10 protein-coding genes and 3 tRNA genes are annotated in these 14,639 nt (G+C 44.7%); 7 read left to right on the top strand and 6 right to left on the bottom strand.

Annotation, left to right across the window (positions count from 1 at the left end; all coding sequences use genetic code 11):
- Window positions 1-282 precede the first annotated feature (282 nt).
- The 5 genes from dmpG to NI462_RS12585 all read right to left on the bottom strand — a co-directional run bounded on the left by dmpG (window position 283) and on the right by NI462_RS12585 (window position 5,428).
- Window positions 283-1,302, bottom strand: a complete 1,020-nt coding sequence (dmpG, locus tag NI462_RS12605; RefSeq protein ID WP_253160882.1) for a 4-hydroxy-2-oxovalerate aldolase — start codon at window positions 1,300-1,302, stop codon at window positions 283-285.
- Between the two features lie 12 nt (window positions 1,303-1,314).
- Window positions 1,315-2,211 (bottom strand): acetaldehyde dehydrogenase (acetylating), encoded by an 897-nt coding sequence (locus NI462_RS12600; RefSeq protein WP_253160880.1) that lies wholly within the window; start codon window positions 2,209-2,211, stop codon window positions 1,315-1,317.
- A gap of 24 nt (window positions 2,212-2,235) precedes the next feature.
- Window positions 2,236-3,033, bottom strand: a complete 798-nt coding sequence (locus NI462_RS12595; protein ID WP_044111812.1) for a 2-keto-4-pentenoate hydratase — start codon at window positions 3,031-3,033, stop codon at window positions 2,236-2,238.
- Window positions 3,034-3,440: 407 nt separating this feature from the next.
- Entirely contained in the window at window positions 3,441-4,109 is a 669-nt protein-coding gene (locus NI462_RS12590; RefSeq protein ID WP_253160878.1) for an HAD-IA family hydrolase, read from the bottom strand.
- A 362-nt stretch (window positions 4,110-4,471) separates the two neighbouring features.
- Window positions 4,472-5,428, bottom strand: coding sequence for an RluA family pseudouridine synthase (locus NI462_RS12585; RefSeq protein ID WP_005108000.1), 957 nt, complete (start codon window positions 5,426-5,428; stop codon window positions 4,472-4,474).
- Window positions 5,429-6,194: 766 nt separating this feature from the next.
- On the opposite strand from NI462_RS12585, the gene NI462_RS12580 reads away from it, so the two are divergent.
- From NI462_RS12580 to NI462_RS12560, 5 genes are all read left to right on the top strand, one after another.
- Window positions 6,195-9,674, top strand: coding sequence for an Rne/Rng family ribonuclease (locus tag NI462_RS12580; RefSeq protein WP_253160876.1), 3,480 nt, complete (start codon window positions 6,195-6,197; stop codon window positions 9,672-9,674).
- Between the two features lie 173 nt (window positions 9,675-9,847).
- On the top strand, window positions 9,848-11,689 hold the full coding sequence (locus NI462_RS12575; RefSeq protein ID WP_253160874.1) for a long-chain-acyl-CoA synthetase: 1,842 nt from the start codon (window positions 9,848-9,850) through the stop codon (window positions 11,687-11,689).
- Window positions 11,690-11,884: 195 nt separating this feature from the next.
- Window positions 11,885-11,960: transfer RNA gene (locus NI462_RS12570), tRNA-Lys, on the top strand.
- A 20-nt stretch (window positions 11,961-11,980) separates the two neighbouring features.
- Window positions 11,981-12,056, top strand: a tRNA-Lys gene (locus NI462_RS12565).
- A gap of 72 nt (window positions 12,057-12,128) precedes the next feature.
- A tRNA-Lys gene (locus tag NI462_RS12560) sits at window positions 12,129-12,204 on the top strand.
- Between the two features lie 182 nt (window positions 12,205-12,386).
- Here NI462_RS12560 and NI462_RS12555 read toward each other — a convergent pair.
- A complete protein-coding gene (locus tag NI462_RS12555; protein WP_253160872.1) occupies window positions 12,387-13,076 on the bottom strand; it encodes a hypothetical protein in 690 nt (229 codons plus the stop codon).
- A 244-nt stretch (window positions 13,077-13,320) separates the two neighbouring features.
- Here NI462_RS12555 and NI462_RS12550 point away from each other — a divergent pair, with 244 nt between their 5' ends.
- Window positions 13,321-13,596, top strand: coding sequence for a PspC domain-containing protein (locus NI462_RS12550; protein ID WP_004278536.1), 276 nt, complete (start codon window positions 13,321-13,323; stop codon window positions 13,594-13,596).
- A gap of 230 nt (window positions 13,597-13,826) precedes the next feature.
- Window positions 13,827-14,612 (top strand): sulfite exporter TauE/SafE family protein, encoded by a 786-nt coding sequence (locus tag NI462_RS12545; protein WP_253160870.1) that lies wholly within the window; start codon window positions 13,827-13,829, stop codon window positions 14,610-14,612.
- Window positions 14,613-14,639: the final 27 nt, after the last annotated feature.

Genomic DNA, 14,639 nt, shown 5'->3' with positions numbered 1-14,639 from the left:
TCGTTTAAATTCCCCATCATTAAATCTAGTTAAATTTTCATATTTCATGGGGCTAGTATAAACAATTTTTTACTTTCGCAAGAGATCTATTGAGCCACTATTTTTTATTTATCGTTTTTATGTTTAAGGAAAAAATTAAACTAAAATAATCTTCACATAACACTATAACTAAAATATCTGAGATCAGAGTTTTATTATATTATTAAATCTACTTCATAATAAAAAAGCATCCGAATCGGATGCTTTTTTATTGGACTTATTTTAATACCACGGCATTAAAAATTAAGCTTGTAACTCACGAGCTTTAGACATGGTTAATGCCAGGTCTTCAATCATGTCTTCCTGACCACCTACCGTACCACGGCGACCAAGTTCCATCAGGATTTCACGCGCAGATACGCCATATTTCGCTTCAGCACGTTTAGCAAATAACAGGAATGACGAGTAAACACCCGCATAACCTAAAGTTGCCGCATCACGGTCTGCACGAATCGGGTTGTGCATCATTGGAATCACTAGATCTTCAGCAACGTCTTGTACTTTGAACAGGTCAACGCCAGTGTCCATACCCATACGGTTTGCCACAGCGATAAACAGTTCAAGTGGCGTATTACCTGCGCCAGCACCCAAACCTGCAGATGCCAAGTCAACACGTACTGCACCTGCCTGAACCGCAGCAACAGTATTCGATACACCCATACCTAAGTTGTGGTGACCGTGGAAACCAAGCTCAATGCTTGGGTCCAAGTGTTGACGTAAGTGACCTACGCGATCAATAACGTCTTGAGGAAGCATATAACCTGCTGAATCTGTCACATAGATACAGTTTGCACCGTAAGACACCATCTTGTTTGCTTCTTCAAGCAATTTTTCAGGTGTTGCCATGTGCGCAAGCATCAAGAAGCCCACAGTGTCAATGTCTAGTTTACGTGCAGCGGTGATGTGCTGTTCAGAACAATCCGCTTCAGTACAATGCGTCGCCACACGAATAGTAGAAACACCAATTTCATGTGCCATTTTCAAATGGTCAACCGTACCGATACCAGGAAGAAGCAATGCAGAAATTTTTGCATTTTTCATACGTGGCACAACAGCAGACAAATATTCTTCATCTGTTGCAGCAGCAAAACCGTAGTTCACTGATGAACCGCCCAGGCCGTCACCGTGCGTTACTTCAATTAAAGGTACGCCAGCATCATCAAGTGCTGTTGAAATTGCAATCATTTGCTCAACAGTCGTTTGATGGCGCTGCGGGTGCATACCATCACGCAAAGTCATATCATGAACAATAATCTTAGACATTTTGGTATTCCTTTAAGCTTCAGCGATGTTGAACACGTGTTCTGCGAACATTTCTGCAGTACGTGCAGCTGCTGCAGTCATAATATCCAGGTTACCTGCGTATTTCGGCAGGAAGTCACCCAGACCTTCAACTTCCAAGTAAATTGATACACGGTTGCCATCAAATATAGGACCATTTACAAGCTTGTAACCTGGTACGTATTTTTGAACTTCCTTGATCATGGCATGTACAGATTCAGTGATCGCTGCCTGATCCGGCTCACCTTCTACTAGACAGTGAACAGTATCACGCATCATTAGAGGTGGCTCAGCCGGGTTAATGATGATGATCGCTTTACCTTGTTTCGCGCCACCGACTTTCTCAATTGCACCCGCAGTAGTACGGGTGAATTCGTCAATATTTTTACGTGTACCCGGACCGACCGATTTAGTCGATACAGTCGCGATGATTTCGCCATATTCAACCGGTTGAACACGTGAGATTGCAGCCACCATCGGAATCGTTGCCTGACCGCCACATGTCACCATGTTCACGTTTGGCACTTCACCAGCCGCAAGCAATGCTTCCAGGTTGACAGGTGGTACGCAGAATGGACCGATTGCAGCCGGTGTTAAGTCAATCATTAACACGCCAAGTTCATTGAGCTTGCGGCTGTTTTCTGCGTGTACGTATGCAGACGTTGCATCGAATGCAATTTTGATGTCATCTTCGATTACGTGTGGAAGAAGACCGTCTACACCTTCAGCCGTGGTTTTTAAACCCATTTTCGCAGCACGCGCCAAACCTTCAGAAGTCGGGTCAATCCCCACCATCCAAACAGGTTCTAACCATTCGCTGCGTTGTAATTTATAAAGCAAATCAGTACCAATATTCCCTGGACCGATCATTGCACATTTAATCTTTTTCATGAATGTACTCTCTTGGAATCTTGATTATTCAGCAGCGAATGCAGCGGTTACTGAACCGAAGCCTTCAATTTCAACTTTGAATTCATCACCTGGTTGCGCCACAACCATTGGACCTAAAGCACCCGTCAAGATGATGTCACCTGCCAACAATGGACGGCCACGACGCACCATTTCATCTGCAAGCCAAACCGCAGCATTGAGTGGGTTTGCAAGACATGCTTTACCCACGCCTTGAGAAACGACTTCCTCACCGCGCGTCATCACCATCTTGCAGTTCACCAGATCAAGTTTTTCTAACTTAACCGGCTGAGAACCCAAGACAAATGCAGCAGAAGATGCGTTATCCGCCACAGTATCAATCAGGCTAATTTTCCAGTTTTCGATACGGCTATCGACCACTTCAATTGCAGGCAATGCATAATCAGTTGCGCTGATAATGTCTGCATACGTGTGTTTTTCTTTGGTTAAATCCTGGTTAATCACCAATGCGATTTCTGCTTCAACTTTCGGCTGAAGCAGAAGGCCAGCTGGAATTGCTTCACCATCGCCATAAGCCATGTCGGCAAATAACATACCAAAATCCGGCTGATCTACACCCAGTTGCGCTTGAACGACTTTAGACGTCAAACCGATTTTACGACCCACCAGACGGCGACCTTCAGACAAAGCACGCTCGGTATTCACTTCCTGAACGGCATAGGCGATATCTACGTCAGCACTTTCACCGCCAAGTTCCGGGCGAATCGGTGCAATCGCAGTTTGTGATAATTCAGCGCTACGAAGTGCTTGTGCAACTGATTCAACAACAGCAGAATTCGACATCAATGTTTCCTTAAACTGCAAAAATTAGGCTTATGCTGGGATCTAAGAAGGACAGAAAATAGGGACATGATCAGGCTGATCATCTGCATGGACTGCCTTTCTCAGAGCGAGCATAGGAATAAACAGTTTTAGGATGGGAAAAATCCGGCGTTTGCGCCAATAGTTATTTTATTTTTTGCTATAGCTATTATCTATAAGAATAATTTATAAAAAACGAAATAAAACAAAATCTTATTATTTAAAACACATTTCTATTTAGCAAAATAACTGCCGTAATATGACCGAATAAAATCAGTACAATTACGACTTTAGACTAAAAGATAAGAACCAGCGCTTAAATCTGCCGCATTCCCCAGCCAATTTAAACCGGGGAAATACATTCCTTGCACTGCAACCAAGATACTGGATTAAACTGCTTGTTTCCATTGGACTTTAGCCAACAATGCACTATGCAAAGCAGCCACATCATCCACGATACAGACTGGATTAAATTGAGCCAAAAGTTCTGGCTCATGCACGCCATAACTTACTCCAACGCTTGGCATGGCAATATTTTGCGCCATTTCCAGATCATAAGACGTATCACCGACCATGATGGCATGTTCAGCCTGTACACCGGTTTCCGTCAGAATTTCTTCTAACATTAATGGATGAGGTTTAGAACGGGTTTCGCTGGCTGCACGCGTGGTCACAAACAGCTCTTCACTGTTCGTCTGTTTTAATACACGATCCAGACCTTTACGACTTTTCCCTGTGGCTACTGCCAGCTTCACGCCTTGCTGCTGTAAATCTGCGAGCATGTGCGCTACGCCCTCAAACCAAGAATCTCCTGATGAGTTGGCAACATAATGATCTGAATAGGCCTGTAAAATATCGCTATGTAATTCTGGTACTGTCGGGAATAAACGCTGTGCAACTTCAGGTAAACCCAGTCCAATAATACTTTTCGCATCTGCATCCGTTAAAGGCTGCTGAAATTGCTGTGCGGCAAACTGCAAACTCGCCACGATTTGACCGACTGAATCAAATAAAGTGCCATCCCAATCGAAAATGACCAATTTTACAGGTGAGTTCATAAAAGATTTCCTAGATTTGATTCAGTCTTGAAGCCCTCTCCTACAAGGAGAAGGAATTTTTCATTCTTAAGCAAATGACTTTATTAAAAGAACCAATAAAGTCGAATTATCAATGAAGTTTTAATTCAACATTACTATTTAATAAGTAACGTGCCCTCTCCTGAACGAGTTTAAAGCACTGCTTTAAACGACGTGCAAGAAGGAGACTTGCGCAGCAGTGCTGCTTAGGGAGAGGATTCTTTCGAAATTTAATCTCCCCTCTTGCGGAACAATGTTCCTCATCTTTAAGAAATAGGGGAATTCCCTCCTTTTTCAAAGGAGGGTGAGGGTGGATTAAATTTATTAAAAGAAAAAATAAGTCCTTATTGGGCAGCCGGTTTATCCGCTTTCTGCGCTCTTAACTGCGCCACCAGACTCTGCATATCTTCCGGCAATGGCGCTTCAATCGCTGGATAGCCCGGAATGTCCAGACGCATGGCATGCAGACACAAACGGCGTGGTTTTGGCCCACGATATTCTGTTTCATGACCATACTTTTCATCGCCTACGAGTGGATGACCAATGCTCAAACCATGAACACGAATCTGGTGGGTACGACCAGAAAGCGGAGATGCATACACCAGTGTGGCATGCATAAAACGCTCTTGCACGTTCCACTGGGTTTTAGACTCTTTGCCTTCTTTCGGTGACACGCAGACGCGACGCTCACCATTGGCCAGCTCATAACGATGTAAAGGTGCATCAATCAGCTGTTTATCCAGACTGACCTGCCCTTTTACCACAGCGGCATAGGTTTTTTTGATTTTATGTTCACGCAACATATCTTGTAATGTTTTCAACACGCTACGCTTTTTGGAAATCATCACCAGACCGGAAGTATCACGGTCAATCCGGTGAATCAATTCCAGATACTTTTTACCGGTTGCTGCACGTAAGCCTTCAATCAGACCATAGGCCACACCGCTACCGCCATGCACGGCAATCCCGGATGGCTTATTCACGACCATCAGACCTTCATCTTCATAAATCACACGGGCCAATAAGCCTTGTGCGACCTTGTCCGAAACAGGGGCCGCGGTCTCATCTTTTTGTTCATAACGAATCGGCGCAACGCGAATCTGGTCACCGATTGCGAGTTTGGTTTCTGCTTTAATGCGTTTTTTATTGACGCGAACCTGGCCTTCACGAATCAGACGATAGATACGGCTTTTTGGCACACCTTTCAGACGACTAAACAGGAAATTATCGATGCGTTGTCCATCTTGATGTTCATCCACTTCAAACCAAGTGACGTTTTGCCATTGTTGCGTAGAATTCATACAGTTACTATGACCCAAAAAATACTAAAATTGATTAAAAACTGATCACTTAGGTTATGCTTTACACAAGAAACATAAGCTTAGCCCATAGGCAGATGATGCAAGGTTTGATATAGTCAGCGCACGGAAACCATCGTTTGTGAGTAAAAGTTGAATCATTTCAGATTTTTCTGAACTTGATTGTTCAATTAAAGACTCACATGATACGGGAAGGTCCCCAAAGAATTATGCCACGCCGAAGGCTTATTATATCGGCAAACAAAGCAAACTGTTGCGTTTAATTGTACCTCAGGTACATAAATCAGTTTGTCTTAAAAAATATGTCGCCAACTTTGTTGGTTTTTAAACGTAAACTGATACACATCAGATTAGTCGCAACCTGAAGACGACTTCAGGCTACAGCGTTGATGCATTGGATCTGCACAGTTTGTAAAGATACGACGACAATTCCGTATCAAGACACTTTCTATAAAGAAGGGATGATCTTCGAGCAATGTGACAGTGAAAGTTACACACATCCAATGCACCGCTCGTCCGCCAGTGAAGCGTTCAGGTGACTTTAATCCGTTTAAAGATTGAAGCCGTATTGCCATCATCAATACGTGAATCAAAAACCGAAGCCCATCTATATTAAATAGAGCTCGGTCATAAAAGACTCAAACCACAATGAAATTCATTGCAGATTTGAGCCATTGATCCGTGATGTGTGATGTTCGCTACGTGTATAGCGATTTTTTGCTGTGTATCACTATAAGGTGTTACACCCATGAAACGTATGTTGATTAATGCAACACATGCCGAAGAAATTCGCGTTGCACTTGTCACTGGTCAGCGTCTTTACGATTTTGATTTAGAAAATCGTACCCGTGAACAAAAAAAATCCAATATCTACAAAGGTCACGTGACTCGCGTTGAACCTTCTTTAGAAGCTGTATTCGTTGAATACGGTGCAGGTCGCCAAGGCTTCCTGTCAATGCGTGAAATCGCAAATTCATATTACAAAGCCGACCCTCGCCAAACTTCAAATATCCGTGAACTGATCACTGAAGGCACCGAACTTCTGGTTCAGGTGGAAAAAGAAGAGCGTGGCAACAAAGGCGCTGCCCTGTCTACTTTTATCTCACTTGCTGGCCGTTATTTGGTCTTGATGCCAAACAACCCTAAAGGTGGTGGTATCAGCCGTCAGATTTCTGGTTCAGTGCGTGAAGAACTGAAAGAAATGCTGGCAACACTGAACGTGCCACGTGGTATGAGTGTGATTGTGCGTACTGCCGGGATCGGTCGTTCACAAGAAGAATTGCAACTCGACTTACAGCACTTGTTAGACCTTTGGGCACAAATCCAGAGCACTGCAAGTTCAGGTCCATCGCCAATGTTGGTACATCAGGAAGCGGGCGTAGTGACACGTGCCATTCGTGACTACCTGCGTGATGATGTTGCTGAAATCCTGATTGACTCAGAACAAGCCTATAACGAAGCCTATAACTTCGTAAAAGCGGTAATGCCACGTCAGTTAGAAAAACTGAAAACTTATACCTTAAATGAACCTTTATTCGCGCATTTCGCGATTGAAAGTCAAATTCAAACCGCTTATGAACGTGAAGTAAAATTGCCTTCTGGCGGTTCGATCGTGATCGACCAAACTGAAGCTTTAGTGTCAATTGACATTAACTCAGCAAAATCGACTCGCGGTAGCGACGTTGAAGACACCGCGTTGAACACCAACATTGAAGCAGCAGAAGAAATCGCGCGTCAATTACGTTTACGCGATATCGGTGGCCTGGTGGTGATCGACTTTATCGACATGACCAAAGACCGCAACCAGCGTATGGTGGAAGCGAAGCTACGCGAAGCTACGCAAAGTGACCGTGCCCGTATTCAGTTCGGTCAATTGTCACGTTTTGGTTTGATGGAAATGAGCCGTCAACGTCTGCGTCCTTCTCTTGAAGAAGCGACTGGCTACGTTTGCCCACGCTGCCATGGTACCGGCATGGTTCGTGATCTTCGTTCTTTATCACTTTCGATTATGCGTAAAGTGGAAGAGATTGCATTGCGCGAACGTCATGGTGAAGTTCAAGTCGAAGTTCCAGTGGAAATTGCGGCCTTCTTATTGAATGAAAAACGTCACACCTTGGTGTATTTAGAACAGACTTCAAATGTACGTGTGACTGTGTTGCCGCACCCGCATCTGGAAACACCGCATTATGAAATCACTTATAATGCCGAAGGCTTTGCACCAACCAGCTATGAACGTACTGAAGCAACACGTTCAAGTGAAAAAGAGTTGGGCTATGAGTCATCTGAATGGCATTTAGAAGAAGAACAACATACGCATGCTGCTGCACCAGCGCCTGCTCAACAGCAAAACAACGGCAGAAACAATAAACGCCGTAACCAGCAAAACCAAAATGCACAGCAAGCACTTGTTGCGCAACAAGCTCCTGCCCAAGCGCAAGTTGCTGCTCCTGCATCTAGCCCATGTGCCTGGTTAGAAAACCTGTTTGTTCAAAAACAGGCTGCGACTGTTGATCAATCGCGTACTGCCAACAATGCAGCTGCAGCAATTGAACAAATGATCAATGGCGGTGCGGTGAGCCGTGGTCAGTTCGGTCAATTGTCTGCACCAGTGGCACAACCTGCGCCACAGCAAGTGTCTCAACCGGTTGCTCCGGCAAGCAGCAATGCTTACCTGGCACCATCGACTGTAGCGCAAAAACAGGAACGTGATGCTGAAAAGCCGGCAGAGCGTGATGAAAGAGCGCCGCGTCATAACAACAAAAAACCACGTAATCCGAAGCACAAAGAACCGCGTGAGCAGGTTCAGTCTGAAGCTTCCGCGCCTCAACAACATCAGGTGCATGAAGAAGTGGTTCAGGTATCTCGTCAAGAGCAACGTCATGAAGCACGTGAAAACAAGCGTAATTCTCGTCGTCAGCATCACAACGAGCCATCTCAGCAAAATGATGTTCAAAACAATGAACAACAGCCACAACAGGCAATGCCACGTCGTGACCGCCGTAACCAGCCACGTCAGGAACGTCCAAATCGCCACCGCGATCCAAGCGTGCTGAATGAGCAGGCTCAACAAGCAGCACCTGCAGTCGTTGAAGCTCCGACAGTCAACGACAAGCAGCTTCGTGTTGAATTGGTCGATGCACCCCGTCAAGACGTGATGCCAACAGCTATGGTGGTGAATATTGACCAGGCGAAAAGCGAAATCGTGGCATTGAATGACAATGCTGCAGTTGCAACGCCAGCGGTTGAAGTGACTGCACCGGCAGATGCGCCAGTTGAAGAAGCCGCGGCTGAAAATGTAGTGGAAGCTGCGCTGACAGCCCCTGTTGAAGACGTTGTAGCAGCTGAAGACTCAAGCACTGAAAAACCACGTGCCAGCAACGATCCGCGTCAGCGTCGTCGTCAGCAGCGTGAAGGACAGCCTCAACAGGCTACAGTTCAGCAGTTGACTCCTTCACAAGTACCGACTTTGGGTCAGTTCACTATTGGTAGCCTGATTCGCCATGTTTATGGTGAAGACTGCTCCGTACTGATTGAACAGTTTGGTTTATTGCCAACCTTTAACCGTGCTCTAGAGAAGTTCACAAAAGAGTACAATGCGAGTCTAGTGGCTGCAGCAACGCCTGCCACAGAGAAAAAACCGGTCACCCGTGATGTTCAAGTGACCGTAGCCAAGGTTGAAGCGGAGCCGGCTCCAGTTCTGGACCTGACTCCACCAAAACCGGTGTCGGACAAACGTGTCGCAAACGATCCACGTGAGCGTCGCCGTCTGGCTAAACAGGCTGCAGAACAGGCCCTGCAACAAGCCAAGCAACAGGCCAAAGTAGAAACAGCTCCGGCAGTTGAAACTGCGCCAGAAGCACCTGTAGCAGCAGAAGCGCAAGCAGAGTCTGCTGAAGCAGCGGCAACTGAAACTCCAGTAACCACTGAAATCGCTATTGAAGAAACCGTAAATGCTCAGCCAGCTGAACAAGCAACTGAAACTACGGCACCAGTAGATACAGCTCCTACAGAAGCGGCTCCAGTGACTGAAGCTCAACCTAGAGATGCTGCGCCAGTTGAAGCAAATGCTGAATCAGAAGCTCCTGTTACAGAAGCCCAGGATCAGGCCGAAGTAACAACAGAAGACACTGAAGCCAGCGAAGCTGAAAAAGCGGAGAAACAGGCTGCTCGTCCACGTCGTCCACGTGGTCGTCCACCGAAAAAAGCCAATACTGCAACTGAATCATAATTTGCTCAATTGCAGTCATCTAAAAAAACCTAGTCATTTCGGTGACTAGGTTTTTTTTGCTAGATTTAGTCAGAATAGGTTGATTGCACTAGTGTTTTAACGCTAAAAGATGGATAGCTCGTCTACTGTATATAAATTGAACGTATCGGATACGAAAAATAAATAGGATTCTCATGACCCAAATGAAACCACACGATCTGATTGGGATTGCAGATGTCGCTGCCAAAATCCCGGCTTTCTTGACCAAAGTGCCCAATTTGCTCACTGGTCTAAGACAGGCATATTTACGTACTCCGAACACACCGGCCGGCCTGGGTCTGGCTTTTGAAAAAGCCACCAAGCGTAACCCGGAAGGCATTGCCTTGCGTTTTGAAGAGCAAAGCTATAGCTATGCTGCTCTCAATGCTTGGGCCAACCAGATTGCCCATTTCTATCTATCCTTGGGCGCCAAGAAAGGTGATGTCGTTGCCGTGATGGTCGAGAATCGTCCTGAACTGATTGCCAATGTAATTGGTCTGGCTAAACTGGGTGTGACGACCGCTCTGGTGAATACCTCTCAAGTCGGCAAGGTGCTGACGCACAGTATCAATCTGGTCAAACCGATTGCTCTGATTGTGGGTGAAGAGTGCCGTCATGCAGTCAACGAGATTCGTAATGACCTGAATATTAGCAGTGACCGCCTGCACTGGTTTGCGGATCAGAATACTCAAACCGATCCGGGTCAGGCGCCTGAAGGCTTTATCAACCTGGCTGAAAAAACCGATCTTGCTCCCAAATTCAATCCATCAACCACCCATTCAGTGCAGGGCAAAGACGGGCTGTTCTATATTTACACCTCGGGTACCACGGGCCTACCTAAAGCGGTGATCTTTACCAATGGCCGCTGGACGCTGGCTTATGGCACCTATGGGCATGTGCTGAATCTTAATAAAGATGATGTGATGTACTGTACCCTGCCGCTTTATCATGCCACAGGCATGGTGGTGTGCTGGTGCGGTGTCATTGCAGGGAGCAGCACCTTGGCTATTCGCCGTAAATTTTCGACCTCTTCTTTCTGGAAGGATGTGCAAAAATTTGATGCCTCTGCGATTGGTTATGTCGGTGAGTTGTGCCGCTATCTGATGGATGCTCCCCCATCTGAACTGGAAAAAGGTCACCGCGTGACTAAGATGATTGGGAATGGCATGCGCCCAAATATCTGGGATAAATTTAAATCCCGTTTTGGCATTCAGGAAGTACTGGAACTGTATGCCTCCAGTGAAGGCAATGTCGGCTTTAGCAATATTTTCAATTTTGACAATACTGTTGGTTTCTCACCCACACCGTATGCGATTATTGCCTTTGATAAAGATAAAAATGAGCCGGTGCGGGATACTAAAGGCCGTTGCAAACGGGTGAAAAAAGGCGAAACCGGTTTACTGATTGGTAAAATCACCCGCCGTTCACCTTTTGATGGTTATACCGACCCGGAAAAAAACAAGTCAGTCATTATGCAGGATGTATTTACAACAGGTGATGCTTACTTCAATACCGGAGATCTGGTGCGCAATATCGGCTTCCGTCATGCGCAGTTTGTCGATCGTTTAGGCGATACTTTCCGCTGGAAAGGTGAAAATGTTTCCACGACTGAAGTGGAAAACATGCTGACTGAGTATGACAAAATCGTTGAAGCCGTAGTTTATGGTGTAGAAATTCCAAATACCAATGGTCGTGCCGGTATGGCTGCGATTACCCTGAAGCCCGATGTGAAATTAGATGATGCAGATTTAGCAGCCATGGCCGCTTGCTTTAAAAAATGCTTACCAGCTTATGCAGTACCAGTATTTTTACGCGTACAACAGCAAGTTGAAACCACAGGCACCTTTAAATATCAGAAAAATAAATTGAAAGAGCAAGCATTTGATCCGAGTAAAACCGATGAACGCCTGCTGGGGTTATTGCCAGGTGCAACGGCATATTCCGAGCTCACCGCAGAGATTTTTGCCAATATTCAGGCTTATCAATATCGCTTCTAAGTACTGAAGTTGCCTATTTTTTGTTTAGATAAAGCATAATTGTTGTATTTATAATCAAACATGGGCAACTTTGTTATTTTTTGCTTGCGCTGAAATGAGATCTTGCTACAATACGCTCCATCAAACAAAGTGGTGCTTTAAGCTATTTAGCTTGACTTGCACTGCACATTCAAACCTGGTTTGAATGATGGTTCAGGGTCGTTAGCTCAGCTGGTAGAGCAGCGGACTTTTAATCCGTTGGTCCCGCGTTCGAATCGCGGACGACCCACCACTTATTTGATATTCCTTGATGGGTCGTTAGCTCAGCTGGTAGAGCAGCGGACTTTTAATCCGTTGGTCCCGCGTTCGAATCGCGGACGACCCACCATCTTCCGAAAGGATCACGTAAAAGTACACCACACTCTTGCGTCATAAAAATGGTCATCATTTTTATTCCTCAGGGTCGTTAGCTCAGCTGGTAGAGCAGCGGACTTTTAATCCGTTGGTCCCGCGTTCGAATCGCGGACGACCCACCATTCTTTCCTTAGAATGTTTCTCTGATTTACTTCATTATATTTTAATTAGATTACGATGTTTTGGTCGTGTATTTCTGCACCCAGATTTTATGCTTACGCGTTCCCACCACTCGCCTTTATTGTCTAATCTAAATCGTATTTGAATTAAGCTTTCGACCAGATCAGCCAATTTTTATCAGGCATTATTTTTGAATATGAAAGGATGTGTCTTTGACCAGTTCATAGGCTTTTGAAGGTGCCGGATAACCGTGATCAAATAATTCCCGGTTGGTTTTTTCTTTTTCACTATAGATTTTTTCCAGATTCATGACCAAGTGATTTGAATCTTTAATCTTATAGTAAAAGCTCGCCCCTTCTTTGCGATTCACCACCACATCGGTACGTTCCGGATTGATAAACCAGCGGTCTTTACGGTAGGTGATATTGTGAGCCGTGCTGTTTTTGGTATTATCAATAAATACTTTGCCATACTGTAAAATGCTGCGATGCACCGTACCATCCGGCATCAGAGTCAAAATAAATTCTGCCTTGCCTTCAGTACAAGGCGCAAAGCGGCCATCACAATCGATTTCAGTATGATAGCGGCCAATAAATGCTTTAGCATCCTCTGGCACAGTGCGAGGGTTTAAATCAGCTTCTACCGGAACAGTCGCCTGCCCTGCGACCTGAGTTAAGGATTTGGCGCTGACAGTCACTACATCGGCCTTCGTATTGGCAGTGGAAATTTTAACGCCCTCTTCTGAGGTCGCCTGACTTTCCCATTCAGGTTTGACTTGCTGCTGATCACAGGCTTGCAAAATCACCACACTCCCCAACATCAGGCTACATTTAAAAAAACTGCTTAATGTACAACGTGATACATCCAATTTCATTTTTAATAAACCTAAATAGGAAACATGGCGAGCAAAAAGCACACAGCAAAGCTGATGAACTTTACACAAGAGTTCAATAGAATTTTCACTATGTTAGTAGCTCTTAGATCTGGTTTTAATCTTTATTAACATTACTTAACGATTTTATTTGTAATCAGCACTTTAAAAAGTTTAAGTAAACTCCATTTCTTTAAGCATGGATCCAGTTTTAGGATTCAAACCTATTTTTAATCAGGAGATTTTAATGGCCAATGTTGGTTTATATCGCTCTAACCGCTCAAACATGATTGCAGGTGTGATGGGTGGTATTGCTGAACGTTTTGGTTGGAACGCAAATTTATTACGTCTAATTTTTGTGGTGATTTCAATCATGAGTGCCGCCTTCCCGGGTATTTTGGTTTATCTGGTGTTGTGGTTAATCATGCCGAAAAAACAGTACAGAATTGATCATGACAGCGTTCATCAACCTCAGGGCTATCAAAATCCTGTGCGTACAGTGAATCAGGATAAACGCTATTAAGCTGTACAGTCATTTTTAACAAGCGTTCTTAATCAGTTTCATCGCAGAGCTTCCTCTTTCACCCCGGTTAAATGGGATGAAATTTTGATGCCACGGTAATTTCCCCAAGTTATCGTGGCTTTTTTTGCCTATATTTTTTGTTATTTCTTTGCTGTATTACAGCTTTTCACTTTCTTTCTTAGTTGAATTCACGATAAGTTCAATATTCTAATTTTTGAAATGGATTTCATATGACTCAGGCAGAATGGATGATGCTGTGGCTCTGTGCCGTAGCAGCCCTGCTGCATGGTTTAAGCGGCTTTGGCTTTCCCATGATGAGTACGGCTGTTCTATCCAGCGCATATCCACTTAGCATCGCGGTTACCCTTGTCATTTTGCCCTGTCTGCTGCTGAACCTGATCATGCTGAATGCCGACCCTGCGCATAGCCTGTTGAATAGCATTGGCTATTATATAAAACGTTATTGGCCATTAATGCTTAGTAGCCTGATCGGCAGTGTACTCGGGGTCAAGCTATTACTTTGGCTCAATGAGGCTTATTTAAAACTGTTACTGGGTCTGGTGATTGTATTTTATGTCTTGGACCAATTACGGGCACGGCCTTTGCAAGTTAGTCCGCATATTTCCAGCATGCTCTGTTTTGGTTTACTGGCCGGCATTATTGGAGGTGCGACCAATGCTATGGCACCTTTTCTAATGATGTATCTGATGAGTTGCCAGCTGTCTAAAACAGCTATTGTCATTATCAGTAATCTCAATTTCATTGCCGGTAAACTGATCCAGCTGGTTTTACTGTTTCCAATTCTGATCACACTGGAAACCCATCAACAGCATATTCTGATCGGGATCAGCTTATTCGCCCTTGCTGGTGTCTGGATTGGAGGCAAAATACGCCATCGTTTATCTCAGCAGCACTTCAAATGGATTGTCCTGGCTTTACTTCTCGGTTTGGGCTTATATGCCCTCTGGCAAAGTGCTGGATTATTGCAACAATCTGGTTATAGTATCTTTAAATAGGGTATTTTTAAACAAAGCAAAATTACA

Source organism: Acinetobacter lwoffii, from assembly GCF_024129715.1.
GTDB lineage: Bacteria > Pseudomonadota > Gammaproteobacteria > Pseudomonadales > Moraxellaceae > Acinetobacter > Acinetobacter lwoffii_U.
The sequence above is the reverse complement of the archived record's forward strand: the minus strand, read 5'-3'. Positions and strand labels throughout refer to the sequence as shown.